This window comes from Paraburkholderia phymatum (genome assembly GCF_038900715.1).
In the GTDB taxonomy this organism is placed as follows: domain Bacteria; phylum Pseudomonadota; class Gammaproteobacteria; order Burkholderiales; family Burkholderiaceae; genus Paraburkholderia; species Paraburkholderia phymatum_A.
Map to the genome: position 1 here is coordinate 607568 of NZ_JAYMRZ010000002.1, position 24277 is coordinate 631844.

General features: G+C 59.1%; 22 protein-coding genes and 4 pseudogenes. 10 read left to right on the plus strand and 16 right to left on the minus strand.

The features are described from left to right. Positions 1 to 47 precede the first annotated feature (47 nt). Positions 48 to 662, minus strand: coding sequence for a 3-isopropylmalate dehydratase small subunit (gene leuD, locus VSR68_RS06055; protein WP_342938919.1), 615 nt, complete (start codon positions 660 to 662; stop codon positions 48 to 50). Between the two features lie 3 nt (positions 663 to 665). Next, entirely contained in the window at positions 666 to 2066 is a 1401-nt protein-coding gene (leuC, locus tag VSR68_RS06060) for a 3-isopropylmalate dehydratase large subunit (protein WP_342938920.1), read from the minus strand. A gap of 262 nt (positions 2067 to 2328) precedes the next feature. On the opposite strand from leuC, the gene VSR68_RS06065 reads away from it, so the two are divergent. Continuing rightward, positions 2329 to 3024, plus strand: a complete 696-nt coding sequence (locus VSR68_RS06065; RefSeq protein ID WP_342938921.1) for an isochorismatase family protein — start codon at positions 2329 to 2331, stop codon at positions 3022 to 3024. A gap of 5 nt (positions 3025 to 3029) precedes the next feature. On the opposite strand, the gene VSR68_RS06070 is transcribed toward VSR68_RS06065, so the two are convergent. After that, positions 3030 to 3824, minus strand: a complete 795-nt coding sequence (locus VSR68_RS06070; protein WP_342938922.1) for a helix-turn-helix domain-containing protein — start codon at positions 3822 to 3824, stop codon at positions 3030 to 3032. 400 nt (positions 3825 to 4224) lie between these two features. On the opposite strand from VSR68_RS06070, the gene VSR68_RS06075 reads away from it, so the two are divergent. Together VSR68_RS06075 and VSR68_RS06080 are read left to right on the plus strand one after the other, a co-directional pair. Then, positions 4225 to 5757: an alpha/beta fold hydrolase gene (locus VSR68_RS06075; RefSeq protein ID WP_342938923.1), complete on the plus strand. Its 1533-nt coding sequence runs from the start codon at positions 4225 to 4227 to the stop codon at positions 5755 to 5757. An 86-nt stretch (positions 5758 to 5843) separates the two neighbouring features. Beyond that, positions 5844 to 7043, plus strand: a complete 1200-nt coding sequence (locus VSR68_RS06080) for a porin (protein WP_342938924.1) — start codon at positions 5844 to 5846, stop codon at positions 7041 to 7043. Here VSR68_RS06080 and VSR68_RS06085 read toward each other — a convergent pair. Beyond that, a pseudogene (locus VSR68_RS06085) lies at positions 7012 to 7580 on the minus strand (IS5 family transposase); the annotation flags it as partial. The gene VSR68_RS06080 and the pseudogene VSR68_RS06085 overlap by 32 nt on opposite strands. A 100-nt stretch (positions 7581 to 7680) precedes the next feature. Between VSR68_RS06085 and VSR68_RS06090 the strand changes: the two are divergent. Further along, positions 7681 to 7909 (plus strand): annotated as a pseudogene (locus VSR68_RS06090) (DDE-type integrase/transposase/recombinase); the annotation flags it as partial. A 142-nt stretch (positions 7910 to 8051) separates the two neighbouring features. On the opposite strand, the gene VSR68_RS06095 reads toward VSR68_RS06090, so the two are convergent. Together VSR68_RS06095 and VSR68_RS42750 are read right to left on the minus strand one after the other, a co-directional pair. Further along, complete coding sequence (locus tag VSR68_RS06095; RefSeq protein ID WP_342938994.1) at positions 8052 to 9104, minus strand: zinc-binding dehydrogenase; 1053 nt, start codon at positions 9102 to 9104, stop codon at positions 8052 to 8054. 36 nt (positions 9105 to 9140) lie between these two features. Next, positions 9141 to 9446, minus strand: a pseudogene (locus VSR68_RS42750) (NAD(P)(+) transhydrogenase (Re/Si-specific) subunit beta); the annotation flags it as partial. Here VSR68_RS42750 and VSR68_RS42755 point away from each other — a divergent pair. Continuing rightward, positions 9375 to 9737, plus strand: coding sequence for a hypothetical protein (locus VSR68_RS42755; RefSeq protein ID WP_428983461.1), 363 nt, complete (start codon positions 9375 to 9377; stop codon positions 9735 to 9737). The pseudogene VSR68_RS42750 and the gene VSR68_RS42755 overlap by 72 nt on opposite strands. 916 nt (positions 9738 to 10653) lie before the next feature. Here VSR68_RS42755 and VSR68_RS06105 read toward each other — a convergent pair. The 10 genes from VSR68_RS06105 to VSR68_RS06150 all read right to left on the minus strand — a co-directional run bounded on the left by VSR68_RS06105 (position 10654) and on the right by VSR68_RS06150 (position 19689). Next, entirely contained in the window at positions 10654 to 11913 is a 1260-nt protein-coding gene (locus tag VSR68_RS06105) for a sensor histidine kinase (protein WP_342938995.1), read from the minus strand. Positions 11914 to 12309: 396 nt separating this feature from the next. Next, the gene (locus VSR68_RS06110; protein WP_342938925.1) at positions 12310 to 12843 is read right to left on the minus strand and encodes a hypothetical protein; all 534 of its coding nucleotides are present in this window, start codon (positions 12841 to 12843) and stop codon (positions 12310 to 12312) included. A gap of 269 nt (positions 12844 to 13112) precedes the next feature. Next, on the minus strand, positions 13113 to 13445 hold the full coding sequence (locus VSR68_RS06115) for a non-heme iron oxygenase ferredoxin subunit (protein ID WP_342938926.1): 333 nt from the start codon (positions 13443 to 13445) through the stop codon (positions 13113 to 13115). Position 13446: 1 nt separating this feature from the next. After that, on the minus strand, positions 13447 to 13806 hold the full coding sequence (locus VSR68_RS06120) for an SUF system Fe-S cluster assembly protein (RefSeq protein WP_342938927.1): 360 nt from the start codon (positions 13804 to 13806) through the stop codon (positions 13447 to 13449). Between the two features lie 26 nt (positions 13807 to 13832). Then, a complete protein-coding gene (gene sufU, locus VSR68_RS06125) occupies positions 13833 to 14288 on the minus strand; it encodes a Fe-S cluster assembly sulfur transfer protein SufU (RefSeq protein ID WP_342938928.1) in 456 nt (151 codons plus the stop codon). After that, complete coding sequence (locus tag VSR68_RS06130; RefSeq protein ID WP_342938929.1) at positions 14285 to 15538, minus strand: cysteine desulfurase; 1254 nt, start codon at positions 15536 to 15538, stop codon at positions 14285 to 14287. The genes sufU and VSR68_RS06130 overlap by 4 nt, the downstream gene beginning before the upstream one ends. After that, positions 15535 to 16860, minus strand: a complete 1326-nt coding sequence (gene sufD, locus VSR68_RS06135; RefSeq protein WP_342938930.1) for a Fe-S cluster assembly protein SufD — start codon at positions 16858 to 16860, stop codon at positions 15535 to 15537. Before sufD ends, VSR68_RS06130 begins: the two co-directional genes overlap by 4 nt. Before the next feature lie 41 nt (positions 16861 to 16901). Continuing rightward, complete coding sequence (sufC, locus tag VSR68_RS06140; RefSeq protein WP_342938931.1) at positions 16902 to 17684, minus strand: Fe-S cluster assembly ATPase SufC; 783 nt, start codon at positions 17682 to 17684, stop codon at positions 16902 to 16904. 13 nt (positions 17685 to 17697) lie between these two features. Then, entirely contained in the window at positions 17698 to 19146 is a 1449-nt protein-coding gene (gene sufB, locus VSR68_RS06145; protein ID WP_342938932.1) for a Fe-S cluster assembly protein SufB, read from the minus strand. Between the two features lie 12 nt (positions 19147 to 19158). Next, the gene (locus VSR68_RS06150) at positions 19159 to 19689 is read right to left on the minus strand and encodes an SUF system Fe-S cluster assembly regulator (RefSeq protein WP_342938933.1); all 531 of its coding nucleotides are present in this window, start codon (positions 19687 to 19689) and stop codon (positions 19159 to 19161) included. A 908-nt stretch (positions 19690 to 20597) separates the two neighbouring features. On the opposite strand from VSR68_RS06150, the pseudogene VSR68_RS06160 reads away from it, so the two are divergent. The 5 genes and pseudogenes from VSR68_RS06160 to VSR68_RS06180 form a co-directional block, all read left to right on the plus strand. Next, a pseudogene (locus VSR68_RS06160) lies at positions 20598 to 20878 on the plus strand (cytochrome b/b6 domain-containing protein); the annotation flags it as partial. A 363-nt stretch (positions 20879 to 21241) separates the two neighbouring features. Then, complete coding sequence (locus VSR68_RS06165) at positions 21242 to 22075, plus strand: transporter substrate-binding domain-containing protein (RefSeq protein ID WP_342938935.1); 834 nt, start codon at positions 21242 to 21244, stop codon at positions 22073 to 22075. Positions 22076 to 22124: 49 nt separating this feature from the next. Continuing rightward, positions 22125 to 22844 (plus strand): amino acid ABC transporter permease, encoded by a 720-nt coding sequence (locus tag VSR68_RS06170; RefSeq protein WP_342938936.1) that lies wholly within the window; start codon positions 22125 to 22127, stop codon positions 22842 to 22844. Positions 22845 to 22866: 22 nt separating this feature from the next. Then, positions 22867 to 23514 carry an amino acid ABC transporter permease gene (locus tag VSR68_RS06175; RefSeq protein WP_201647500.1) on the plus strand — a complete coding sequence of 216 codons (648 nt, stop codon included), beginning with the start codon at positions 22867 to 22869 and terminating at the stop codon, positions 23512 to 23514. Beyond that, positions 23511 to 24263, plus strand: coding sequence for an amino acid ABC transporter ATP-binding protein (locus tag VSR68_RS06180; RefSeq protein WP_342938937.1), 753 nt, complete (start codon positions 23511 to 23513; stop codon positions 24261 to 24263). The genes VSR68_RS06175 and VSR68_RS06180 overlap by 4 nt, the downstream gene beginning before the upstream one ends. Positions 24264 to 24277: the final 14 nt, after the last annotated feature.

The following is a 24277-nucleotide window of genomic DNA, read 5'->3' on the forward strand; positions in this document are numbered from 1 at the left end:
AACTCTCTTAAACTAAGTGCGGACCTGGGATGTGACGTATTCCCGGGTCAATCGTTGCGATACTGCCAAGGTTGCATCTGGCGTTGACGGGCTTCGAAATCTACGATGTTCGCGTGCTCCTGATTTCGAATCATGTCGATTTCATCCCACCCGTTGACCAAAGCAAGGCGGCGGGCCTCTGATAGCTCGAAACTCAAAACCTCCCCGCGCTGACGCTTGATCGTCAATGTCTGGAGGTCGATATCCAGCATGCGGGCTTCCAGCGCGTCATTCACGAGAACAGCATAGGTCTCTTGATCCACCACCAGAGGCAACACACCGTTCTTGTAGCAGTTGCCTTGGAAAATCTCACCGAAGCTTGTGGACACCACGCAGCGAATTCCGATATCGGCCAACGACCATACGGCATGCTCCCGGCTTGAGCCACAACCGAAGTTCGAACCCACAACAAGAATCTGCGCCATTTTCCACTGGGATTTATTGAGTACGAACGACTCAACCTCTCGGCCCTGATCGTCAAAGCGCCAATCGTGCAAGGCATACCGTCCGAGGCCCGACGCCGATGTCACAGTCAAGAATCGCCCCGGGTAAATGATGTCCGTATCGATGTTTTGATCCGGCAGTGCTGCGGCTACAGATTGCAAACGTACAAACGGCTCCATCGATCAGGACTCCAGGTTGCGTGGATCACAGATGCGGCCCGCAACGGCGGAGGCAGCAGCCATCGCGGGACTCATCAGGTGCGTGCGTGCACCGGGGCCCTGTCGCCCTTCGAAATTCCGATTCGTGGTCGAAGCGCATCGTTGACCGGGGTCAACCAGCTCACCGTTCATGGCCACGCACAACGAACACCCTGCGTTTTCCCACCGGCTTCCTGCGGAAATGAATATCTGATCTAGCCCTTCGGCCTCTGCCTGGATCTTCACCGCATCCGAACCGGGGACCACCAACATTTGAACGCCGGGAGCGATTTGCCGATCTCTGAGAACCGCAGCCGCGGCACGAAGATCCTCCAAGCGGCCGTTCGTGCATGAACCGATAAACACATGGTCAATGGTGAGATCCGTGATTCGCGATCCCGCCGCGATACCCATGTATTCGAGTGCGCGAGCCGTCTTCTGAGCTTCAACTGGGCCCATGGTTGCAGGATCAGGCACAACCGAATCTATGGCCATAACTTGATCAGGACTGGTGCCCCAGGTGACTTGGGGTTTGATTTCGAGACCGTCGATGGTGATTTCACGGTCGAATCGCGCACCAACATCGGATACCAACGTTGACCACCAGGCAACTGCCGTATCCCAATCCTGATCCTTGGGCGCGTATGCACGGCCCTTGAGATATTCGAACGTCGTTTCGTCGGGAGCCACGAGGCCCGCACGCGAACCGGCCTCAATGGTCATGTTGCACAATGTCATGCGCTCGGACATCGACATACTGCGAACCACCGGGCCCGCGTACTCGATGACGTAGCCAGTGCCGCCGCCAGCACCCAAGACCCCAATCAAGTGCAGGATCACGTCTTTGGCCGTGACACCCGGATTCATCCGTCCTGCGACGGTGACTCGCATGCTTTTCGAGCGTCGCATTCTCAGCGTTTGCGTGGCCAATACGCATGCCGATTCGCTGGATCCAATACCGAAGGCCAGCGCACCGAAAGCGCCATGCGTTGACGTGTGCGAATCGCCACACACCATGGTCATTCCCGGCAGAGTGAATCCGAGTTCCGGACCCATGATGTGGACGATTCCATGACGACTGTCATTCAGGTCCACATAGGGAACGCCCGTGGATCTAGCATTCTGAGCCAGCAGCTCTACTTGATTACGGGTCGCTTCATTCGCTATCGGAATGGTTCGATCCCGCGTGGGCACCGCATGATCTGCGACAGCGATATGAGTTAATGGTCTATGGATGTCGATCTGCCGGTCGCGAAGCATCGCGAAGGCCTGCGGGCTGCTGACGTCATGCAGCATCTGCCGATCAATGTAGAGTACGCTGAGGCCATCAGAGTCTTGGGAGACCTCGTGCGCATTCCATAGTTTGTCGTATAAGGTGGTAGCCAAAGCCGTCTCCGTTTGCGCCGGGCCTCGTCTCTAATGATCGTCGGCCAGTGCTTGAATCAAACGATAGGATGCTCATGCGAGGGCCGCCACTGGGACTTCGAGCGTATCCGTCTAGCGGAATTCCAGCTACCGGAGTACAAGTGTCCGACTACCGGATATGGCACCTCCAGGCTTTGCTGCGCTGGTCTAAGTCGTCCATCATCGTAGGCCCGGGCGCCGATATGTCGGACCCGCCCACCGGTTTAGCGTTTACATGGAGCCCATGATGAGCAACGTAATGCACAAAGATCCCGCGCCAGACTCTGACGAGCGTAAAGATGCGCATACGGCGTTGGTTGACGATTATCGGCGTGCCGGATTCGGGCGATCGCTGCAATTCGGAACGCGCCCGGCCCTGGTAATCGTTGATGTCGTGCAGGCCTATGTGGTGCCCGAAAGTCCGCTATATGCCCGAGCATTTGAGGACGCGCTGGCCGCCAATGTGGTCCTCGTTGAAGCCGCACGCAAGACCGGTGTCCCTGTGATTTTCACAGGCGTCCAATACTCGCGCACGGGTGCGGATGGTGGAGTGTTCTTCCGCAAGATCCCCGCCCTGCAGAGCTTTGTTGTCGGAAATCCGCTGGCAGAGTTCCCGGCTTCTCTGCGCCCCGGCGATAACGAAGTAGTGGTGACCAAGCAATACGCCTCCGCGTTTTTCGGGACGTCGCTGGCCTCCACGCTGACCTCTATGGGTGTCGACACGGTGATGGTTACAGGGTTCTCAACCAGCGGTTGCGTGCGGGCCACCACGTTGGACGCCATGCAACACGGGTTTGTACCGTTCGTGGTTCGCGAGGCATGTGGCGACCGTGATCCCCAAGTGCAAGAATCCAACCTGTTCGACCTCCAGGCGAAATACGCGGAAGTCGTGTGCCTCCAACAGGTATTGGGCCTCCTGCAAGGACGGGCCCAAGGCTAACGGGCCTAAGCCACCTCCAGAGCCTGATCCTCAGCGGAGGCAGCCTGTGTTATGTCGCTAGCCGTTTGCTTAACCAGATCGACATAACGCCGCGTAGCCTCCGCTGGATTCATTGCCGTAGAGAAGTAACTGAGCGTCAACTCTGCTACCTCGCGAGCTCTCTCCATGATGGGCACGGAAATCGAAGACGTCTTTCCAGGGTTATCCGTGTGCACCGTTCGATCATTGAGGACAAAGCCATCAGTCTTGATGCGCGCTGTAAGCCTGCCCGATAAAAACATATCGAGTGCCAACGACTTTGCCCCGACCTCTTGAAGCCCCCTCAATAAGACTTCCCGCACCTCGTCCTCGCTGTAAGCGATGCTGACGTGACCCGCAGCACACTCCAAGATCGGCAATGTATAGCCCCGATAGTAGCGACTAAACGACAGTGACGACATTTCATAGGTGTTATCGCGAACCATCACCGACTGTCCAACCCGGGTGGTGATGGTAATAGGCCAGTTGACGAGCTTGGTCAGGGCTACGATATGAGGTCGCCCCTTTTCTATCAGATTGTCGTGATCGCGGTACCCCATTGACAGGGTTTCAACCAATCGCGTCGCCCGGTAGCGCTTGCGTGAGGGTTCGAATTCAACCATGCCCTCGACCATCAACGTCTGGACGATTCGGCAGGCGGTGGGGTATGCCAACCTGGACTCCCGGGCGACTTCCATGAGCGTTATCGCACCGTGCCGATTGATGAGCTTCAAGACTGCCAGAGCACGACTAACTGACCGAATAGGTACGCCCTTTTCCATTCCTTACCTTTACCTACTACCTACTGTATGGTTGTCATCTCAAGTCAACCTCGGGTTCAAGTCTATCCTGACCTTGCCGCGCGACTCCCGGATCACGAGTACGGGAAAATACTAATCAACTAATCGCCGCTTGCGTATTCGGGATTACCATTGAACACATCGCTTGCGTCCACTCACATATAATAGAACCCGCTATCACGAACGGGATCAGTTCCACAATGGGGAATTATCACAAAGCACAGTTATCATGCCCCATGTGCTAACCGTGAACCCAATCCCCCAAATTTCCGACAGTCGGAGTTTTTCTAGATAGTTCTCGACGGAATTCATATTCGACACAAATACTTTGCACCTCAGCGATACGAGCTAGTCGTGTCCAGGTTCTGCGGAGTACGTCGAAATGATTTCCCCTGTCAAAGAACAAAGTAGTCGGCATTATGTCGATGTAGGTGGTCGACGAATTCACTATCGCCGCTTGGGCGAAGGCCCGCCAGTGGTCTTGCTACACGCCTCCCCCAGGTCGTCTTCGGCAATGCTGCCCCTGATGACGTCTGCGCCGCATGGAGTAACGGTATTCGCATTCGATAACCCGGGATTCGGTCTTTCAGATCGCGTAGAACTGTCCGATGCACAAGCGCTCGATTTCGGCGCCGACCTCGATGCGGCTCTTGAGGCGTTGGGAATCAAGCAGTGTCCCGTTTATGCAACGCATACGGGTGCCGCAATCGCCGTGGGTTTGGCTCTCCATGCGCCCCATCGCGTCAGCCGCCTGGTTGTTGACGGACTGTGCGCGATGACGCGCGCGGAGGCCGCCAATACTCTAGCCAATTACCTACCCACGTTTAACCCTGTGGTTGACGGCCAGCACTTGGCCTGGGTATGGACGCGTGTGCGCGATCAATTCCTGTTCTATCCGTGGAATCAGAGAGGCCAAGGCTCCCGCCAGCCTCTTTCCCTACACCCCACATTGGATCAGGTCCATGCAGTCGTCATGGACTTCCTGGCATCCGGTGACAACTACCGGCATGCCTACTCGTCGGCATTCACGCTGGATGCGACAGCTGCGGTGGCCCAGATCCAAGTCCCGACTGTGATTGGCGCGCGGGATTTCGACATGTTGTATCCGCATCTTGAACGCCTTGGAAAGGTGCGCGCCAACATTAGAATCGAGAGATTTGCGAGCGCCATAGATGAATGGCAGCGTCAAATCTGGGCGCATTTAATGCAAGGCCTAACGACAGAGGCGGCCCCCCGGTCGGTAAATCCGCCTCTGGGCACCGCCAGAATCAGCCGCACTTACGTGGACGCGGATGGCCTGCGCATGCACGTCCGTGGCGCGATGAACGGGCAGGGTCGCCCTCTCGTGCTGTTGCATGACTGCCCCGGTGCATCCGCCGGCCTGGTTCGACGTCTCGAACGCGTGGCCGGTCGTCGCCCCGTGGTGGCCTTGGATTTGCCCGGCCATGGCGATTCACAATGCCTGGATTCGCTGAGCGACATCAATGCTGTACTCGGGTTCCTGAATGCTGGGCTTCGCGATCTCGGAATAGATCAAGCGGAAGTTGCAGGCGAAGGTCTAGGTGCCGTATTGGCCACGAAACTGGCATCCCAATGGATGACCAATTACGAAGTCGAACAAGATACGATGGTATTGAATCGGCGCATTGCTGAAAACGCGAGCTACGATCCTCAACGCCTCGTCCCCGGCTCCTTTGCTGCGGAGGAGGCCGGCGCTCACGTGTTCAGGGCTTGGCAACAAGCCCGTGATTCCGTGATCCTTGGGTCGTGGAGTTCACGACGTCTCGATGAATTCCACCCCTTCGGTGATGCACTCGACGCCGAAGCCATCCACTTGCGCACCATCGAAATCCTCAAGGAATCGACGTCTGCGGTGGACTTCCGCCGTGCGGTGTATCAGGCAGCCATGGAATAACTTCGTCACAGCATAATTTCGTAGTCCATACGGCCATAGAAGATTGGCCATCGTCGCTGTATAGCAAACACTGGAGCAACACGCACGTGAAAAAATCGCTTCTCGCACTCGCCGCACTCTCGACAATAGCCGGGGGGGCGCAAGCACAATCGTCGGTCACTCTGTACGGTATTGTCGATGATGGTCTTCTGATCAATACCAATTCCGGTGGCAAACGGCAGTACTATATGGCCACATCCGTTGGCGCCTCGTCTCGCTGGGGCCTTCTCGGCCGCGAAGATCTCGGCGGCGGCCTTGCTGCGGTGTTCGATGTGCAAAACGGATTCGACGTCAATAGCGGCGCCGCGATGCAATCCGGCCTGCTCTTCGGCCGCGTTGCATACGTTGGTCTTTCGAGCGTGCAATATGGTAGGGTCACGCTGGGCCGTCAGTATGATGCTCTCGTTGACTCCGTGGGCCTCATGATTTCCGGCGACCAGTGGGCTGGCTATATTGGCGCTCATCCGGGCGACCTGGACAACCTGAACAACGCCTTCCGCTCCAATAACACGATCAAGTACACGAGCAACAAAATGTCGGGCGTCACGACGGTTGCCACTTACAGTTTGGGCAACACGGCGGGCAACCTGACGAAAAATCAGATTTGGTCGTTGGGTGCCAAGTATGACAACGGCGGCCCCCTCGTCGGCGCCATCGGCTACATCAATGCCCGCACCCCTGCCGCCTCTGGTGGCCTGATGAACAACAGTGGAACGGCCAACGACACGCTGAGCACAAACGTCGCATCCCCCGTGTACTCGGGCTATCAAACAGCCAACACGTATCAATCGCTGGCCTTGGGCGGCGCGTATACGATTGGCAAATCGACATTTGGCCTGACATATTCGAATGTCCGCTTCGATAACCTCGGCGGTTGGAAGGGCAATGCGTCGCTCGTGAATCGCTATGCTAGCGGCGCCAACGTATCGTTCAATAGTGCCGAAGTGAACTACAGATATCAGTTCACGCCCGCACTGGTTGCCGGTGTGGCATTCAACTACACGCAGGGCTCTACCGTTGATCTGGCGTCGGGTGGCAAGCAAGAAGGCGTGAAATACTTCCAGTATCAAACGGGCGCACAGTACTGGCTGTCGAAGCGAACCGATATCTACGGAATTGTTGTCTATCAGCACGCGTCGGGCACCGATTCGACCGGCAAGCCCGCACGCGCGGCAATCCAAGCTATCACGGCATCGGCGAATGCTAACCAAGCGGCTATTCGTCTCGGGATCGCGCATCGCTTCTAAGAGGTCTGTTCAAAACAGCTGACTCCGCTCGTTTGAATACGTTCCAGCAGACGAGCGAGCAAGCAAATTTGAGGAATGCTTCGTGAATGCCGCTACGAGGATCGAAGCAGATGCGAAAACGCCGGAAGTTGTGGAGCCACGAGTGAGTCCGTTCTATCGCCCAGCGTGATTTGCCCAGACCGCTATCATGTTCGGTTCGAAGCCGCGCGATCACTGGCCTGATGCCACGATCACGCAAGCGCTGGCGATATGTGTCGGAGTCGTAGCCGCGATCGCCGTAAATGACCTTGGGCTTACGAAGTGGTCTGCCGCATGCACGGCGAAATCGGGGGATAGCGTCGACCAATGGCAACAACTGGGTGACGTCGTGACGGTTTGCGCCGGTCAATCTCACACTGACCGGCACTCCGTTGGCATCTATGAGGATTGGTACTTGGATCCTGGTCGCGCACGATTCGTTGAGTTTGGTCCAGTTTTTCGCCCGCCCCAACAGTTCACCGAGGTAGAATCGACGGCAGCATACGAAAGGTCCAACCGGCGCAACACCCAGATACTCAGACGGCTTTGTCATGTACGGACGCCCGCGGTTTGCTAGCGTCGTGAATTAGAAATTCATTGAGTTATTCGCTGCCTGTAGACGCTCATCAAGATTCGCCAGGCCAACTATCTCAACAATATCGTGGAACAAGATCATCGGGCGATCAAGCGGCATACCCGACCCATGCTGGGATTCAAAACATGTCGCTGCGCCCGGATCCTTCCGGGCCGGGATCGAGGTGATGCACGTGATCGCAAAATGACAGATGAAGTGTGCTCGCGGAACCCATCTATTCATCGCAGATCAGTTTTACGATCTCGCAATATAAGCGGTACTACTTATCGTGATATCGCGCATTCCGCGATCCTTGCTGCACAACACCGTTCGTCATGCAGGCAGTGTACATAGTTAACGTTACGCACAACAAGGAACACCTGTCTTCAGTGAGACATGCAAGGCAAACAGGCTGGCTACGAGAGCGCCCCACATGTACGAATCACAACCCGGCCGGTTACAGCGCCCGCCTCCATGCGGCGATGCACCGATGGTAATTCGTCTAGCTGGCAAGTTCCCGAGATCACGGGGCGAACCACGCCTCGGGCCATCAACGCCAATGCATCTTCGAGCTGAGCTTTGCTCGTGCTATGCACTGACGTCACCGACTGGTTCTTCAAGAACAATTGTGCCGGGTTGAATTTTACGAAGTCACCGCTGAGTTGACCAACCAGCATCCAGCGTCCGTTAATCGCAAGGCTGCGGCGGACTGCATCGAATACTGGCGTCCCCACGTTGTCGATCACGACGTCGACGCCATCACCGCCAGTCAGTTCTTTCACCCGGTCGGAAAAATCCTCGTTGCGGTTGCTAACGAGCACCTCGTGAGCGCCTAGTTGAGCAAGCAAGTCCGCTTTGTCTGGCGACGTTGTCTGTGCGACTACCCAAGCTCCGGCCGCCCGTGCAAGCTGAAGAGCATGTACGCCAAGACCGCCACCAGCGCCAGTTACCATCACCCGCTCGCCTATAGAGACGCCACCCGCGTCGCGTACCGCATTAAGTGATCTCCCAATAGCGCACGCTGCAATAGCGGCCTGTTCGTCGCGAACCTCGTCCGGCACCTTTGCGACGTTATCTACCTGCACTGCGACATATTCAGCGTAGCCACCACGAAAGCCCTGCTGGCCGAGGAAGCGGCGCTTCGCGCACAGCGCCTCATAACCGTTACGGCACAAACGACAGCGGCCGCAGATTGCGAATCGCTGTGTCGTCGCGACATGATCATCAACGAGGAATTCGATAGCTTCGGTGCCCACCGCGACAACCCGGCCACTGATTTCATGTCCCGGAATGAGCGGCAGTTCGACACCACGACGATAGGTTCTCTTCCGTGTAGCAACGTCGAGCGTGCAGACGCCACAGGCTGCGATCTGGATCACGACCTCGTGGGGACCAGGCGTTGGTCGGGGCACATCATGCACACGAAGTACATCCACATTGCCGGCCTCGTGTACGACCACGGCCTTCATCACTCCGTCCGCGTAATACTGCGCAGACGACAGGATCGACGAACCGTCCAGCGAACCGGCGATGATCAGCATCGCGTTGTTCAGCAAGAAGCCGACGCCCGCCGCCGGCCAGCCCGAGTACGAGTTCAGCATCGACACGACCGCGGGCATGTCCGCGCCGCCGCTCGGGATAATGATCAGGGCCCCCAGCGCGAACGCGATCAGCGTCATGAGGATGCACGGCAGCCACGACTGCGTGAGGAAGAAGATCACGCCGAAGCCGATCATCGCGTGCGCGCGCAGCAGGTTGATCAGATGTTGGCCCGCATAGACGACGGGCGCGCCCTGGAAGAGCTGGAACTCATCTTGCCCGACAGCGTTCGTCGGTGCGATTACTTTAACGGGTCGGCGATCGCGTTCGGCAAGCCTGCTTCGCGATCAGCGCGACGGTTGCGTCAGAATCGTAATCGCCACGCCGACCGCAGCGAACGCGTGCTCGCGCGCGCCCTTCGGATTCGAGAGCCCTTCGGGTTCCTGGATGACGCGGACGGAGTCGATCAGATAAATGAGCGTGACGAAAAAATGAGCAATAGTGCTGCTGTTAAGATAGCTTTTCTTGTATTAACGCGAATTTTTCTTAATATGCATATCTAATCTGTTTTGCGATCCAAATTAAGATAGATCAGAAAGGATTTGAAGAAGCACCCGGACAAACAGTTGTCGCTCACGGATCCGGATTCCCGTTCCATGACCGGTGATGGCAGAAGCACTGGGACGGTCGAGGCTGCACGCAGGAGAGTGCTTGCGCACATTTAGAAATATCCTGAAGCATCACGGACACAATTGCTTCGTTCGGGGTCGATTCGGTTTGCGTGGTCTCGTGCACACGATCTCGACTGGTTAGAAAGCGTACTACCTAAACCGCGATATCGCGGCCCGGCATAACTAGCAAGCCCTATGTGAAACTCCCGCGAAAGACGAAACCGACCAAACATTCGCCTTTCAACTGTTTTTATGGCTACTTTAAGTACCAAAAATTGGCAAATTTCCTTCACGGGGGCTCTATCCGATTTTGGATCCTCGGGTAATCCCGATATTTTTTTGTTTTCTGCTTTATTGTTTAACAACAGCGGATGTTCGTCCTCTGATGTGGTTGCCGCACAGGCAGGTCCGGCATAGCACTCGCTTTCATGGACTGCGTGCGGACGATACGCAGCGTTGGCATGTGAGAAACCGAGCGAACGCCAAGAAGCGTGGACAGAGCGTCAACGTCTTCTTCGCTCCGCAATGCACGCTATACGCGAGACTGCCTGGCGAATGCCCGAAGCATCGATGCGAAGCTCTTGTGCCTTTCGCAGAGCATCCGCAGATCGGCGAAATGGGATTGATTGGACTGCGTTTCGCCCATATCAAACAACCGCACCTTCGTGACAAAGCCATCGAGACGCCAGGGCGACCGCCGTAGGCGATTCGGCCTCCCGCATCCTTCAAGAGTGGCACTGCGCATGCTAGTGCTCCCGGTGGGCGGGCAGCGTGAAGTGAAAAATGGCACGTCGGGGCAGATTGGCGGTCACTCACAACCGCCCCCGATGAGCCTCGATGATCGACCGGCAAATCGACAGTCCCATCCCCATCCGTGCACCTTGGTCGTAAACTGCGGTGTGAATATCAGATCGATAACGCTCGGGTCGACACCCTTCCCCACGTCTTCCACCGACACCATCAGACTGCCGGAGTCGTAGACTTTAGACCTTAAGGAAAGTACCCGGTCCCCATCTTCAGTGACCATTGAATCGATCGCGTTCGTGATCAAATTCACGAGCAGCTGCTGCAGCTGAACCTGGTTGCCCACTATCGGTGGGAGCGATTGGTCGTAGTCGGTTTGAACCGCTACCCGATGCGTCTGCAGGTCGTCGCGCACGAGCGCCAGAGCTTCGCGGATCAGATTGTTGACGTCGAGCGAGGTCCGGGTTCGCGCATCCCTCTTGAAGAGCGTCCGAATATTCTCGATCACCGCGTCCGCACGGTGCCCGTCGTTCACGATTCTCTGTAATGCGGCTTTGGCCTCATCGATGTTGGGCGTCGCGCGATCAAGCCAGCGCAGGCTCGAACTGGCGTTCACAACCATCGCCGACAATGGCTGCTTGATCTCGTGCGCAACGGTGGCTGCGACCGCGTCCCCCGTCAGCAGACGCACCTCGCGCTCGCGGCGTTGGGCAAGGACTGCGCGCAGCAGTTCGCCGTATAGCATCGTCGCTTCTTTTATCAGGATGAGCAGCACAAAGCTGCCGGAAAGCACGCCGTAAACTCGCCCGGCATACCAGCCGACGCTAAAGCGGTACGGGATAGGAAAGGCGGTGAGGGAGATCTCGATGATGTATGCGAACAAGACCAACATCAGCCAGAGATCGAGCACCGAGCGGTGCCGCAGCCATAGCAAGACAAGCGCGCCGACGAATAATGCCGCCATCGGTCCGATCGCGTAGTACCAGAGATAGGAAACCTCCGCCGTGTCGAGCATGATGCGCGGGAGGAGCGCATGGCCTGCTGTAACGAAAACTGTTGCGCAACAGACGAGCGCAGTTACTGATCCGACAGTCGCAAGGACCCTCGCTCGAATGGAGCGTGGCGACAGCCACTCCATCGGAGCGGCATCCTTCAGCAGTGTATAGACGATCGCGAACAGGGCGAAGCCCACGTGCGACAGGACATAGAGCCAAACCGTACTCTGGAGGCCGCCGCCAAGGCCGCCCTCCGGCGCCAGAACGCCTGGAAATGTGAGCGTCCAAGGAATTGCGATGAGCGCCGTCAGGAAATAGCCATTCGCCAGTGCGAGGAGCGCATGCGAGCGTAGGACCGCACATGGCTTCCGGTGGCCAGAGGTATGTGACCACCTGGCCCATTCAGATACTGCCCGGCTGCCTTGGAGTCGGAAATGCCGCCAGACAGGGCCCTGATGGCCAGCGTCTCACAGACGGTGAAACAGCCAGATCTCATTAGCTGGCGAAGTACTTCCTTAACGCGCGTCTCCACGACGCGCAGAAGCGAAGACCGAAAGCACATTTATCGTGTGTCGCTTGCGCCGCATCCAATGTTCAGGCGACGGAAATCTGATGGTTGCGCACCCTCTCACTTTACGAAGCGTGTCCGCACCGGCCCTGCCGGATGAGATGAGACGGACGCGGGCCTGACAAGCTGGCCTGACAAGCTGGCCCGACAAGCGCGCCTACCTGACGTCCCCCGAATCTGCTTCGCGCGACTCTCTTTGCTTACGCTCCAGTCTCATATAGGCGCCGGCCACGACGACGCCAAACACAATATGCGCAAGAACATTCGCCCAGTTCCGAGCCTCTGCGAACCAGGGGAAGAACCGCGTCATGCCATAGAAATTGATCAGATAAATGCCGAGGCCAAACGCCAGGCCCACGAGCGACGCCATCGTCAGGCTGGAGTCCAGACTGAATGACGCGATGATCAGACTCAGGATCACGGCAAACAGGATGGCAAGCGCGAAATGCACGGCCAATGCCGCGACGACGATGCCGACGGGAAGCGCCTCTGCGGATTGCATCGCACCGCGGCCCAATATGATTGCTGCGATCATGTGGGGCGGCACCCTTGGATCCTGCTCGGTCACGACGGCCATCAGAAAAGCGCCCAGCACCAGAAATACCGCGCCAGCGATCGTGCCTGCCCAGACGGCCGCCCGCCAGTCAGGCATGCGATGCGTGAAATGGTGAGAATGCAGATGAAGTTCCATAACGGTCTCCCGGACGGTCAGCCCATCGTCTACGTCATTCAATGGCGCAGAGGCCGGATATCCAAGGCTAAGTCAGCCGGATCGGGCACTCACGCGAGAGTTACCGGTCCGTTGCAATTTATACGCGCCAAACTTACCGGTCCGAAGGCGCAACAGGAACTGGCGTGAGCGCAATCGGCAGCGACGACACCCTGACTGTCCATGCTTCCCCCAAGGCAGGTCTTATGCCTGCCGCTGGCGATGCTCCCACCCGCTGGGGATCTCTCGGTTCAGAAGCCACTCTCGTCCCACCGCGCATCGCGCACCTGCACGATACCGGCCTCCACGCGCACGGGAAACACCGCGACGTCCTCATACGCCGGCGGCGCAAGCACCCGGCCCGTCTTGATGCAGAAACGCGCGCCATGCCGCGGACACACGACCACGTCGTCCTCGACCTCGCCGCCAGTCAGGATGCCGCCGTCGTGCGTGCAGACATCCTCGATCGCGTAACAGGTGCCATCCAGGTTGAACACCGCCACCTGTGCGCCGTCCACATCGACGCTGCGCATTGAACCCGGCGGGAAATCGGTCATCGCCGCGACATCGACCCAGTCTGTCATGTCAAGGCATCCCCAGTTGCAAGCGCGCGGCTTCGGACATTCTGTCTTTCGTCCACGGCGGCTCCCACACCAGTTCCACCCGTACGCCGTTCACGCCTGCCACGGAATACACGGCATCCTCAACCGTCGCGGGAAACGTCTGCGCGACGGGACAACCCGGCGCAGTCAACGTCATGCGGATCACCACGTCGCCTGCTTCGTCGTCCACGTTCAGGTCATACACCAGCCCGAGATCGTAGATGTTGACGGGAATCTCCGGGTCGAACACCGTACGCAACGCTTCGATCACACGCAAGCGCAGATCGCCGTCGCCGGGTTCGAGCGCGTCGTCATCCCGTTTCAACCAGTCGAATCCACTCATGTCATTTCGCCTCATTGCTCACTGCATCATTCCGTCGATATCGTGCCGCGTTCGTCGTGCAAAGCTGCGTGCAGCGTATGCCATGCGAGCGTCGCGCACTTCACGCGCGCCGGAAACTCGCGCACGCCCGAGAGCGCCGCGAGCTTGCCGAGCCCTGCTTCATTTTGCGTCGGCGCGTCCGCCGGCGTCGTCACCATGTCGTGGAAAGAGCCGAAGAGCGCCTCGACTTCCTGCTCGCTGCGGCCCTTCAGCGACTCGGTCATCAGCGAAGCCGATGCAATCGCGATCGCACAACCCGCTCCCTCGAACCCCGCGTCTTTCACGACACCGTCTTCAATGCGCAGATACAACGTGATGCGATCTCCGCACAGCGGGTTGTATCCTTCCGCCCGGTGATTCGCGTTGGCCAGCGCATGACAGTTTCTCGGCCGCCGGTAGTGATCGAAAATGACTTCCTGATAGAGATCGCGCAGACTGCTCATTGTCCAAACACCTCATGCACACGCGCTATTCCTTCGACCAGCGCGTCGACGTCCGCCCGCGTGTTGTACAGCGCGAACGAAGCGCGCACGGTTGCGGGTACGCCATAGCGCTGCATGACGGGCATCGCGCAATGATGGCCCGCACGCACGGCGACGCCGTGATGATCGAGAATCGTACCGACGTCGTGCGCGTGCACCTGGTCGAGCACGAACGACACGATGGCCGCCTTTTCCCGCGCGGTGCCGATCAGCCTCAGACGTGGGATGGCGCGCATTGCATCCGTCGCGTACGCGAGCAGGTCGGCCTCATGTGCGCCAATCGTATCGGCGCCGATTGCGCTCACATAGTCCAGCGCCACCGCGAGCGCGATCGCACCGCAGATGTTCGGCGTGCCCGCCTCGAATTTCCATGGAATAGCGTTGTAATCGGTCTTCTCGAACGTCACCGAGCGAATCATGTCGCCGCCGCCTTGCCACGGCGGCATCGCTTCCAGCTTGTCCGCGCGCGCGTATAGCGCGCCAATTCCTGTCGGTCCATACACCTTGTGCCCTGAGAACGCGTAGAAATCGCAATCGAGCGCACGCACGTCGACGGGCAGATGTGCAATCGCCTGCGCACCGTCGACCAGCACCGGCACGCCGCGCGCATGTGCGATTTCGATCAATCGCGCAACCGGGTTGATGGTGCCCAGCGCATTCGACACATGCGCGATCGACACCAGGCGCGTGCGCTCGCCAAGCATCCGCGCGTACGCATCGACATCGAGCGCGCCGCTGTCGTCGATCGGCACGACCTTCAGCACCGCGCCCGTCTGCTCGCACAAGAGTTGCCACGGCACGATGTTCGAGTGATGCTCCATTGCGCTGATGACGATCTCGTCGCCAGGTTTCGCGAGCGGACGCAGATAGCTTTGCGCGACTAGATTGATTGCCTCAGTCGTGCCGCGGACATACACGATTTCCTCTGCTCTCGCTGCATTGACGAAGCGCGCAATCCGCGCACGCGCGGCTTCGTAGGCGTCAGTGGCGCACTGCGACAGGTGATGCACGCCGCGATGCACGTTGGCGTTCATGTGCTCGTAATAGGCGCGCTCGGCATCGATCACGGCCGAAGGTTTCTGGGTTGTCGCCCCGTTGTCGAGATAGACCAGCGGCGCACCACGCACATGTTCGCGCAGAATCGGAAAGTCGCTTCTCCAGCGCGCAACTGTATCCGCGTCCGGGACGCACACAGGTTCGAACGGCTTCATATCAGCCCCCGCATATGCTCGCCTTCCGGCACACGCGCCAGTAGCAGTTTCTTCAGTCTGCTGCGCACTGCGCCGATATTCACCCGCTCCACGCTGTCGCGCGCAAACCCCCATACCAGCAACGCTCGCGCAATGCGTTCGTCGATGCCGCGCGAGCGCAGATAGAACAGCTGGTTGTCGTCGAGCTGACCGACGGTTGCGCCATGCGTGCATTTCACGTCGTCGGCGTGAATTTCCAGTTGCGGCTTCGTGTCGATTTGCGCGTCGCGCGATAGCAGGAGGTTGTAGTTCGCCTGATGCGTGTCGGTCCGCTGCGCATCGCGACGCACGATCACGTTTCCGTTGAATACGCCATGCGATGCGCCGTCGAGCACGCCACGATAATATTCGCGGCTCGTGCCATCCGGCTTCTCGTGAACGATGCGCGTGTGATGATCGACATGCTGCCGCGCGCCCACGAAATACAGCCCGTTCAGTTCGGCGTATGCATCGAGATCCCGAAGCGCTGTGTCGATCTGCGTGCGTGACAGTGCACCGCCAAGCGCGAACGAATGTGACGTAAAGCGGCTCGCACGCTGCTGTGTGACGTCGACGCGCGCGATGTGAAAGGCGCTGCGCGCTTCCTGCTGGACGCGGCAATGCTGGACGTTCGCCTCGTCGGCGGCCTCTATCTTCGTTACCGTATTCAGGAGATACGCATCGTCTGCAATGCCTGCAAACTGCTCGACCACCGAGCATCGCGAGCGCGCGTCCGCCAGTATCGCGTTGAACGGATGTATTGCGAGGCCGGCTTCATCGGTCAGGAAGAGCATGACGAGCGGCGTCTCGATCGTGCAATCGGGTGGCAGCAGGAGCACATATCCGTCGCTCAGCAATGCCGTATTCAACGCCGCAAAGCCATCATGCGGTGCCTGCTGCCCGATGATTTCCCGAAGCCGCTCCGGCACTTCGCGGATCGCGCGTGTCAGACTGCCGACGAATGCGCCCTCCGGCAACGCCGGCATGCGCGACAGTCGCGGCATATGACGGCCGTTGACGAACACGAGCCGCCCGACCTCCTTGTCAGGCACGAGATCGTCGACGATGCCTGAAACATCCACGTGGTCGCTGTGAGGCGAGGCGAAATGCCACGACCGCTTCGCGATGGTGGCCACATTCGTGTACTTCCAGTCTTCGAGTTGCGTCGTGGGAAAGCCAAGCTCTTCGAACTGCTCGAACGCATGCCGCCGTGCGCTGCGCAACCAGCGGAGTTCCGCGCCCGGCAGCGTCCTCGACAGGGTCTCGAATGCTTGATGGAGATACTCGAGCGTCGTCTCACTCATTAACGTCTGCTCCTCGCGAGATCGCGTGTGACCACCTCGCGTCAGTGCGCGCCAGGTGGTCCGGAATGCGGCTCAGCCGGCGCGTCCGCGCCAAGCCAGCCGTAACCCTTGCGTTCCAGTTCAACGGCCAACTCGCGCGTCCCTGATTTCGCAATACGTCCGTGCGAAAGCACGTGCACGTAATCAGGCACGACGTACTCGAGCAGACGCTGATAATGCGTCACCAGCACGATTGCGCGGTCCGCGCTGCGCATCTGGTTCACGCCCCGCGCCACCACCTGCAACGCGTCGATATCGAGGCCCGAATCGGTCTCGTCGAGAATCGCAAGGCGCGGCTCCAGTACCGCCATCTGCAGGATCTCGTTGCGCTTCTTCTCGCCCCCCGAAAATCCTTCGTTGACAGCGCGATACAGCAGGCTCTCGTCCATCTGCATGAGCGCCATCTTCTCCTTGACCGCCTGCAGGAATTCCATAGCGTCCATTTCAGGCTCGCCGCGGTGCTTGCGCTGTTCATTCAACGCGGCCTTCAACAGGTACACGTTGCTCACGCCCGGTATTTCGACCGGGTACTGAAACGCGAGAAAAAGCCCTTGCCGCGCGCGATCTTCTGGCGCAAGGGCGAACAGGTCACGGTCCTCGTACTGCACGCTGCCGCCCGTCACGCGGTAATGCGCATGGCCCGCCAGAACGTGCGCAAGCGTGCTCTTGCCCGAACCGTTCGGGCCCATGATCGCGTGCACCTCGCCCGCCCTCACGCGCAGATCCACTCCGCGCAAAATCGGCTTGCCTTCCACTTCAGCGCTCAGATTGCTGATTTCAAGCATGATCGTTGCCCCGTCAACCTGTACTGCCTTCCAGACTCACGCCAAGCAGCTTTTGTGCTTCCACTGCGAACTCCATCGGCAGCTCCTTGAAGACTTCCTTGCAAAAGCCGTTGACGATCATCGACACCGCATCCTCCTCCGACAGGCCGCGCTGCCGGCAGTAGAAGAGCTGGTCCTCGCCGATGCGCGACGTCGAAGCCTCGTGTTCGACCTTCGCAGTCGGGTTCTTCACCTCGATATACGGAAACGTGAGCGCACTGCATCGATCGCCAAGCAGCAGCGAATCGCACTGCGTATAGTTGCGGGCGTCCTCCGCCGAACGGGCGACTTTCACGAGCCCGCGATAGGCGTTACTGCCGTGCCCCGCAGAAATGCCCTTCGACAAAATCGTGCTACGCGTGTTGCGGCCCAGATGCGTCATCTTCGTTCCGGTGTCGGCCTGCTGATAGTTGTTGGTGAGCGCCACCGAATAGAACTCGCCGACCGCGTTGTCGCCTTGCAGGATCACGCTTGGGTATTTCCACGTAATCGCCGAGCCCGTTTCGACTTGCGTCCACGAAATCTTCGAGTCGGCTTCGCGGCAATCGCCACGCTTGGTCACGAAGTTGTAGATCCCGCCACGCCCGTGTGCGTCGCCCGGATACCAGTTCTGCACTGTCGAATAGCGGATCTGCGCACCTTCCAGCGCGACCAGTTCCACCACTGCGGCGTGCAGCTGGTTTTCGTCGCGCATCGGCGCGGTGCATCCCTCCAGGTAGCTGACGTATGCCCCCTTGTCCGCGATGATCAGCGTCCGCTCGAACTGCCCCGTGTTCTGTGCGTTGATGCGGAAGTACGTGGAAAGTTCGACCGGGCAACGCACGCCCGGCGGGATGTAGCAAAACGATCCGTCACTGAACACGGCGGAGTTCAGCGCAGCGAAGAAGTTGTCGGTGTGCGGCACCACTGAGCCGAGATATTGCCGCACGAGTTCAGGATGCGTCTGCACCGCTTCCGAGAACGAACAGAACACGATGCCGAGCGCGCCGAGCTTCTCGCGAAATGTCGTCGCGACCGACACGCTGTCGAACACGGCGTCCACCGCGACACCCGCGAGAATCTCGCGCTCCTTCAGCGGCACACCGAGTTTCTCGTACGTGCGAAGCAGTTCCGGGTCGACCTCTTCCAGGCTCTTCGGGCGGTCTTTCGGGGAAACGGGCGCCGAATAATAGGCGATGTCCTGATAATCGATCGGCGGGTGCTCAACGGTGGCCCAGTGCGGCTCGGTCATCGTCAGCCAGTGACGATACGCTGCGAGCCGCCATTCGAGCATGAAATCAGGTTCGTTCTTCTTTTCTGAAATCAGCCGGATAACATCCTCTGACACGCCACGCGGCAAGGTATCGGACAGCACATCGGTCACGAACCCATGCTTGTATTCGCGCCGGATCAGATCATCGATTCTGGACGCGGTCGAACTCATGCATGACCTCCTTCAACGTTGCTGGGGCCGGATGGCGGTCCTGTGTGGCGACACGGAAGCCGCACGCGCGCCGTCAATCTCCGTGCGCCCCAACGGCAACAGGCTGCGCGCACGAATCGCGCTGATATCGACCTCGCTAAGCGTCGGACGGGCCATATCGGCGAGCGACACAAGGCTCAGCGCATCGAATATCAACCGGTTCACCATCTGCCAGTTGGCGCGCGCGCTGCATACCGCTTCCTGCGTGCATAGCCCGGGCAGCGCGCTGCATTCGGTCATCCCGAACGGACCGTCGACGAGCGAGATCACATCGGATAACGTGATCCGCTGCGGCGGCAGAGCAAGTTGATAGCCGCCGCTCACACCTCGCACCGACGTCAGCACACCACCGCGCGCGAGTATCTTCATCACTTTCGACACGGTCGGCGCGTGGATGCCCGTGGCCTCGGCGAGGGTACCGGCACTCTTCACCGCGTCCGGCTCTCGTGCCATCGCGATCATGATCACCGTGGCATAGTCGGCAAGCTTGCTCATCCGCAGCATGGCAGTCCGCTCCTCCGATTCAGCGCATCGAATCAGTACCCAACCAGTCCCGATTCACAATTCAGACTAGCACTCTGTTGTCCTTGAAAAAAGAAAGACATCACTGCGCGTAGACGTTCTACGCATGCGATTGGGCTACCGCTGCGCGGGGCCAGAACATGGATATTGCGCTTTACACGCAGCGAGACGGCTCGCCATGGCGACCAGCGCGCCGTCCGGGGACCAGAGAGCCGATCGCGCAGCAGATATCGCGCGGCCAACGAAGCGAACGCATAGCCCGCATCGGCCCTCGCCGTCGTGATCCACGCGTCCGTTCATAAGACGACAGTCCGCCGAAACGTGGGTGTCCGCAACGCTCGACTTATCTACATCAGGTCGTTCGCCGCAATCGCTTCGTGCACGGCTAGAATTTCTGGCAGTTGTGCAGACCGCCGGTACGAATGCCGCTCCGCGCCACAGGACGCGTCAAGTACCGCAAAAAAGGAAGCAACGCGTGACTCGGTTAGAAAACCGGCGACATATCGGACACAGCCCGGAGGATTGATGCTTCTCAACCATCACGGCGTGGTCATTGAGCCGTCGGTTACCCGAAGCGGCAACATGTTTGTCGCACGCGTGTCGATACTCGAGGAAGATGGCGAGGCCACATCGCTAGGCGAACTTGGACGTTTTGCGAATCGCCAGTCGGCTTTCGCGTTCGCGATTCGCTGCGCCACGGCATTCCTCGACGATCAACCGACGCCCGTGCCGCCATGCGAAGTACGCGTAGCTACAAACTCGCCGCCCCATCGGGTGGGCTAATGCCCTGTGAGCAAGAGCCGCGAACGGAACTACCCCGCATCGCTCCTATAAACGAATTGCGGTCGTCGGTTCTTTTTCGCTTGTGTTCACGACATACTCTCATCGAGATGCCCGTGCGGCGGGACGGCCTTCCCTTTCCCGCCATTCAGTTTCCACCTTCGATCACGCCAGGCGGCTGGCTCGCCGGAGCGCTGCAATACCATTTCGCAGTGATGTGGCTGCTGGGCGCCAATTTCATCGTCTACCTCGCGCTGAATCTGGCGTCTGGCAATCGGTGCAGAAGCTCGCCTATCTCGTCGTGATCGTCGACATCGTGCTGATCGTGTTGTCGGGGCTTGCCGTGTGGAAGTCGGTGCAATTTCCGCTGCTACGCATGCTGGTGAGGGGCACTATGCGTGGGCATCTGAGCCCAGAAAGCTCGATGACCAATGCGAACGTCGACACCGTCGTGCAGAGCGAATTCGCTGGCCTCGGATCAAGGTGTTGCTGAAGCCACGCTGATCGCGCCGCGATCCCCTGCTCTATCCCTGCCCTTTTCGCCGCGCCTTCAATCGACATTGAAGGCGCGCGTATACCCGCTTGTCATCCGTTTTTTTCCATGAAACACTGGGTCCCATCTGCTGTGTCGGATTCGATTCCGATATACCGGACACAACGAGGTGCGCGATCTGTCGGCTCACGCCTGCGTGCAGTCATGACCGCTACGGTCGCGAGTCCCGTCCAGGATGGAATTCCTTTCACAGGGTCGAAAATGAGACTGTTCAAAGAAAGCGTAAGGTTCGCCTGTTTGTCCGCCGTCGTCGGCCTGCTGGCACTCACTGGTTGCACCAAGGTCGCGACGCCCGGCCAGGATGCCGCGACCGGCTCGACCTTGCAGGCCGTCCTGCAACGCGGCACGCTGCGTGTCGGCGACTGTCTGACCTTCGCGCCGTTCGGCTTCTACGACAAGAACGGACAACCGGACGGCTATGACGTCGATCTCGCGAAAGAACTGGCGAAGCAGATGGGCGTGAAGCTCGAAATGGTCAACACGACGAGCGCGAACCGTATTCCGAATCTGCAGACGGCCAAGGTCGACGTGGTCTTCTGCAACTTCACGCGCAACCTCGAACGTGCGAAGGAAATCGCGTTCACGACGCCGTACGTCGTCGCGAGCGAGGCGCTGCTCGTCAAGAAGAGCAGCGGCATTCAGTCGGTGAAGGACATGTCGGGCCATACGATCGCTACCGTCAAGGGCTCGACGAACGGCGACGAAGTGCGCGCGCTGGGTATCCCCGTGAAGATCCAGGAATACGACAGCTCGGAAGCCGCCATTCTCGCTGTCAAGCAGGGCCAGGCCGACGCAATGATCGAGGACAATAACTTCCTCGCCTATCAGGCGAAGCTGGACCCCGAACTGACCGTCACCAACGAAGCCCTCGTGCCGCTCGAATACAACGCGTTCGGTGTGAAATCGGGCGATCAGGTCTGGCTCGACTACCTGAATCTATTCCTGTTCAACATCAACGCGTCGAAACAAAACGCGCAGTTGTACACGAAGTGGTTCGGCACCGCGCCCCGCTATCCGCTCAACCCGCAGTTCTGAACACGAACGCGCGACGCAAGCGCCCGTACGCTTTTGCGAAGGAATGGCGATGAGTTATCAATGGCTGACCCTGTGGGGCTATGTGCCCGAATTCTTTCAGGCCGCGTGGCTCACGTTGCAGGTCACGCTGCTCGCATTTTGCGTAGCGCTGATTCTCGGTCTGCTGACGGCGCTCGCGGGCGCTTCACATCTCGCGCCGCTGCGCGTCGTCGCGCGCTGCTATATCGAGCTGATCCGCAATACGCCTGTCTTGCTGCAGATATTCATCGTGTTCTTCGCATTGCCGTCGCTGGGTTTGAACCTGAGTGCGTACACAGCGGGCGTCATCGCGCTCGGCGTGAATGTGGGCGCATATATGGCAGAAGTTTTCCGCGCTGGCATCCAGTCAGTGCCGCGCGGACAGATCGAAGCGGCCGGCATTCTTGGCCTGGGCCGTTCGCAGGTCTTCATCGAAGTCGTATTGCCGCAAGCGGCGCGCGCCGTCTATCCCGCCATCGTCAACAACCTGATCCAGTTGCTGCTAGGCACGTCGCTGCTGTCCGCGATCGCGTTGCCTGAACTGACGGGCACGGCAACCGTGATCAATGCGCGAACTCTGCTCTATATCCAGACGTTCTCGGTGACGCTGATCGCGTATCTGCTCCTGAGCAACTGCCTGTCATGGATTGCAGAGCAGATCGGCGCGCGCGTGTTCCACCCGCCCCTCATGCTCAAGCAGCACACGCGTCGGCGGCTTCTGCTGATTCCGCGTCAGGCGAACCGCACCTGAACCATCGAAGGGGAAACCGTCCATGTCAACCGAACTGCTGACGACCAGCCTGTCGATCCTGCTGCAGGGACTGGTCGCGACCTTGCTGCTCTCCGCGGCATCGATTGTCGGCGGCACGCTGATCGGCCTGCTCGCCGCGGTACTGCGCTCGTTCGGACCGTGGGGCAGCGCGCGCGTCGCGAAGCTCTACACCGAACTGTTTCGCGGCACGCCCGTGCTCATCACACTGATGTTCATCTATTTCGGGGTGTCGTACTTCGGCTATGCGATCGATGTGTTCGCGGCGGGCGTTGTCGGCTTGAGCGTGTACCAGGGCGCCTATATCGCCGAGGTGTTCCGCTCGGGCATCGAAGCCGTACCCAAAGGGCAATGGGAAGTCTCGCAGATTCTCGGTCTCAGCAAGACGCAGACGTTCTTCTCGGTCGTGTTGCCGCAGACGGGCAAGATCGTGTTGCCGCCGCTGATCGGTCAGTACCTGTCGCTGATCAAGGACACATCGATCGTCAGCATGATCGGCATGTCGGAACTGATGCATGGCGGTCAGGCCATCGTCGATCGCGTCGGCAAGCCGGTCGAAATCTATGGACTCGTCGCCGTGCTGTATTTCGTCGTGTGTTTCCCGCTGTCGCAGTGGGTGCGCCACCATGATCGTAGGAGCGTGTTGTCATGACCACATCCATCGGGTCCAAGCCAGTTATCAACCTGAACGGCGTCAGCAAATCGTTCGGCGCGACGAAGGTGCTGAAGGAAATCAATCTCGAAGTGCGCCCCGGCGAAGTGCTCGTGCTGATCGGCGCGTCCGGTTCGGGCAAGAGCACGGTGCTGCGCATCATGGCCGGTCTCGAAACGGCCGATTCCGGCGAAGTCTGGGTCAACGAAGTGCCGCTCCACGATGTGCGTCGTGCGAAAGAAATCCGCGGTCACGTCGGCATGGTGTTCCAGCAGTTCAATCTGTTTCCGCACAAGACGGCGCTCGGCAACGTGACGCTCGCGCTGATCAAGGCGCGCAAGATGAGTCCCGCCGACGCGCGCAAACGCGCAATGGACGTGCTCGACCGCGTGGGCCTCGCCGATCGCGCCGAACATTATCCGAGCCAGTTGTCGGGCGGCCAGCAGCAGCGTGTCGCGATTGCGCGGGCGCTGGCTGTCGAGCCCGGCATCATGTTCTTCGACGAAGCGACCTCCGCACTGGACCCGGAACTGGTCGGCGAAGTCACGGAAGTCATGCGCGGCCTCGCGCGCGACGGCATGACGATGGTCGTCGTCACGCACGAAATGGGCTTTGCGCGCAAAACTGCGGACCGCGTCGTGTTTATGGACAAAGGCGTGATCGCCGAACAGGGCGTACCGGAGGAGATCTTCGTCACGCCGCAGAACGAGCGGACCAGGCAGTTCCTGCACCGCGTGCTCGATCATTGACGCATCGCATCTAT

Excerpts from the sequence above, each read along its gene's own strand:
- VSR68_RS06165 (WP_342938935.1), top strand. The coding sequence starts at position 21,242 with ATGAGACTGTTCAAAGAAAGCGTAAGGTTCGCCTGTTTGTCCGCCGTC.
- sufC (WP_342938931.1), bottom strand. The coding sequence starts at position 17,684 with ATGCTTGAAATCAGCAATCTGAGCGCTGAAGTGGAAGGCAAGCCGATT.
- leuD (WP_342938919.1), bottom strand. The coding sequence starts at position 662 with ATGGAGCCGTTTGTACGTTTGCAATCTGTAGCCGCAGCACTGCCGGAT.
- VSR68_RS06065 (WP_342938921.1), top strand. The coding sequence starts at position 2,329 with ATGATGAGCAACGTAATGCACAAAGATCCCGCGCCAGACTCTGACGAG.
- VSR68_RS06070 (WP_342938922.1), bottom strand. The coding sequence starts at position 3,824 with ATGGAAAAGGGCGTACCTATTCGGTCAGTTAGTCGTGCTCTGGCAGTC.
- sufD (WP_342938930.1), bottom strand. The coding sequence starts at position 16,860 with ATGAGTGAGACGACGCTCGAGTATCTCCATCAAGCATTCGAGACCCTG.
- sufU (WP_342938928.1), bottom strand. The coding sequence starts at position 14,288 with ATGAGCAGTCTGCGCGATCTCTATCAGGAAGTCATTTTCGATCACTAC.
- VSR68_RS06180 (WP_342938937.1), top strand. The coding sequence starts at position 23,511 with ATGACCACATCCATCGGGTCCAAGCCAGTTATCAACCTGAACGGCGTC.
- VSR68_RS06130 (WP_342938929.1), bottom strand. The coding sequence starts at position 15,538 with ATGAAGCCGTTCGAACCTGTGTGCGTCCCGGACGCGGATACAGTTGCG.
- VSR68_RS06175 (WP_201647500.1), top strand. The coding sequence starts at position 22,867 with ATGTCAACCGAACTGCTGACGACCAGCCTGTCGATCCTGCTGCAGGGA.
- VSR68_RS06075 (WP_342938923.1), top strand. The coding sequence starts at position 4,225 with ATGATTTCCCCTGTCAAAGAACAAAGTAGTCGGCATTATGTCGATGTA.
- VSR68_RS06115 (WP_342938926.1), bottom strand. The coding sequence starts at position 13,445 with ATGACAGACTGGGTCGATGTCGCGGCGATGACCGATTTCCCGCCGGGT.
- sufB (WP_342938932.1), bottom strand. The coding sequence starts at position 19,146 with ATGAGTTCGACCGCGTCCAGAATCGATGATCTGATCCGGCGCGAATAC.
- VSR68_RS06150 (WP_342938933.1), bottom strand. The coding sequence starts at position 19,689 with ATGCTGCGGATGAGCAAGCTTGCCGACTATGCCACGGTGATCATGATC.
- VSR68_RS06110 (WP_342938925.1), bottom strand. The coding sequence starts at position 12,843 with ATGGAACTTCATCTGCATTCTCACCATTTCACGCATCGCATGCCTGAC.
- VSR68_RS06120 (WP_342938927.1), bottom strand. The coding sequence starts at position 13,806 with ATGAGTGGATTCGACTGGTTGAAACGGGATGACGACGCGCTCGAACCC.
- VSR68_RS06170 (WP_342938936.1), top strand. The coding sequence starts at position 22,125 with ATGAGTTATCAATGGCTGACCCTGTGGGGCTATGTGCCCGAATTCTTT.
- VSR68_RS06095 (WP_342938994.1), bottom strand. The coding sequence starts at position 9,104 with ATGAAGGCCGTGGTCGTACACGAGGCCGGCAATGTGGATGTACTTCGT.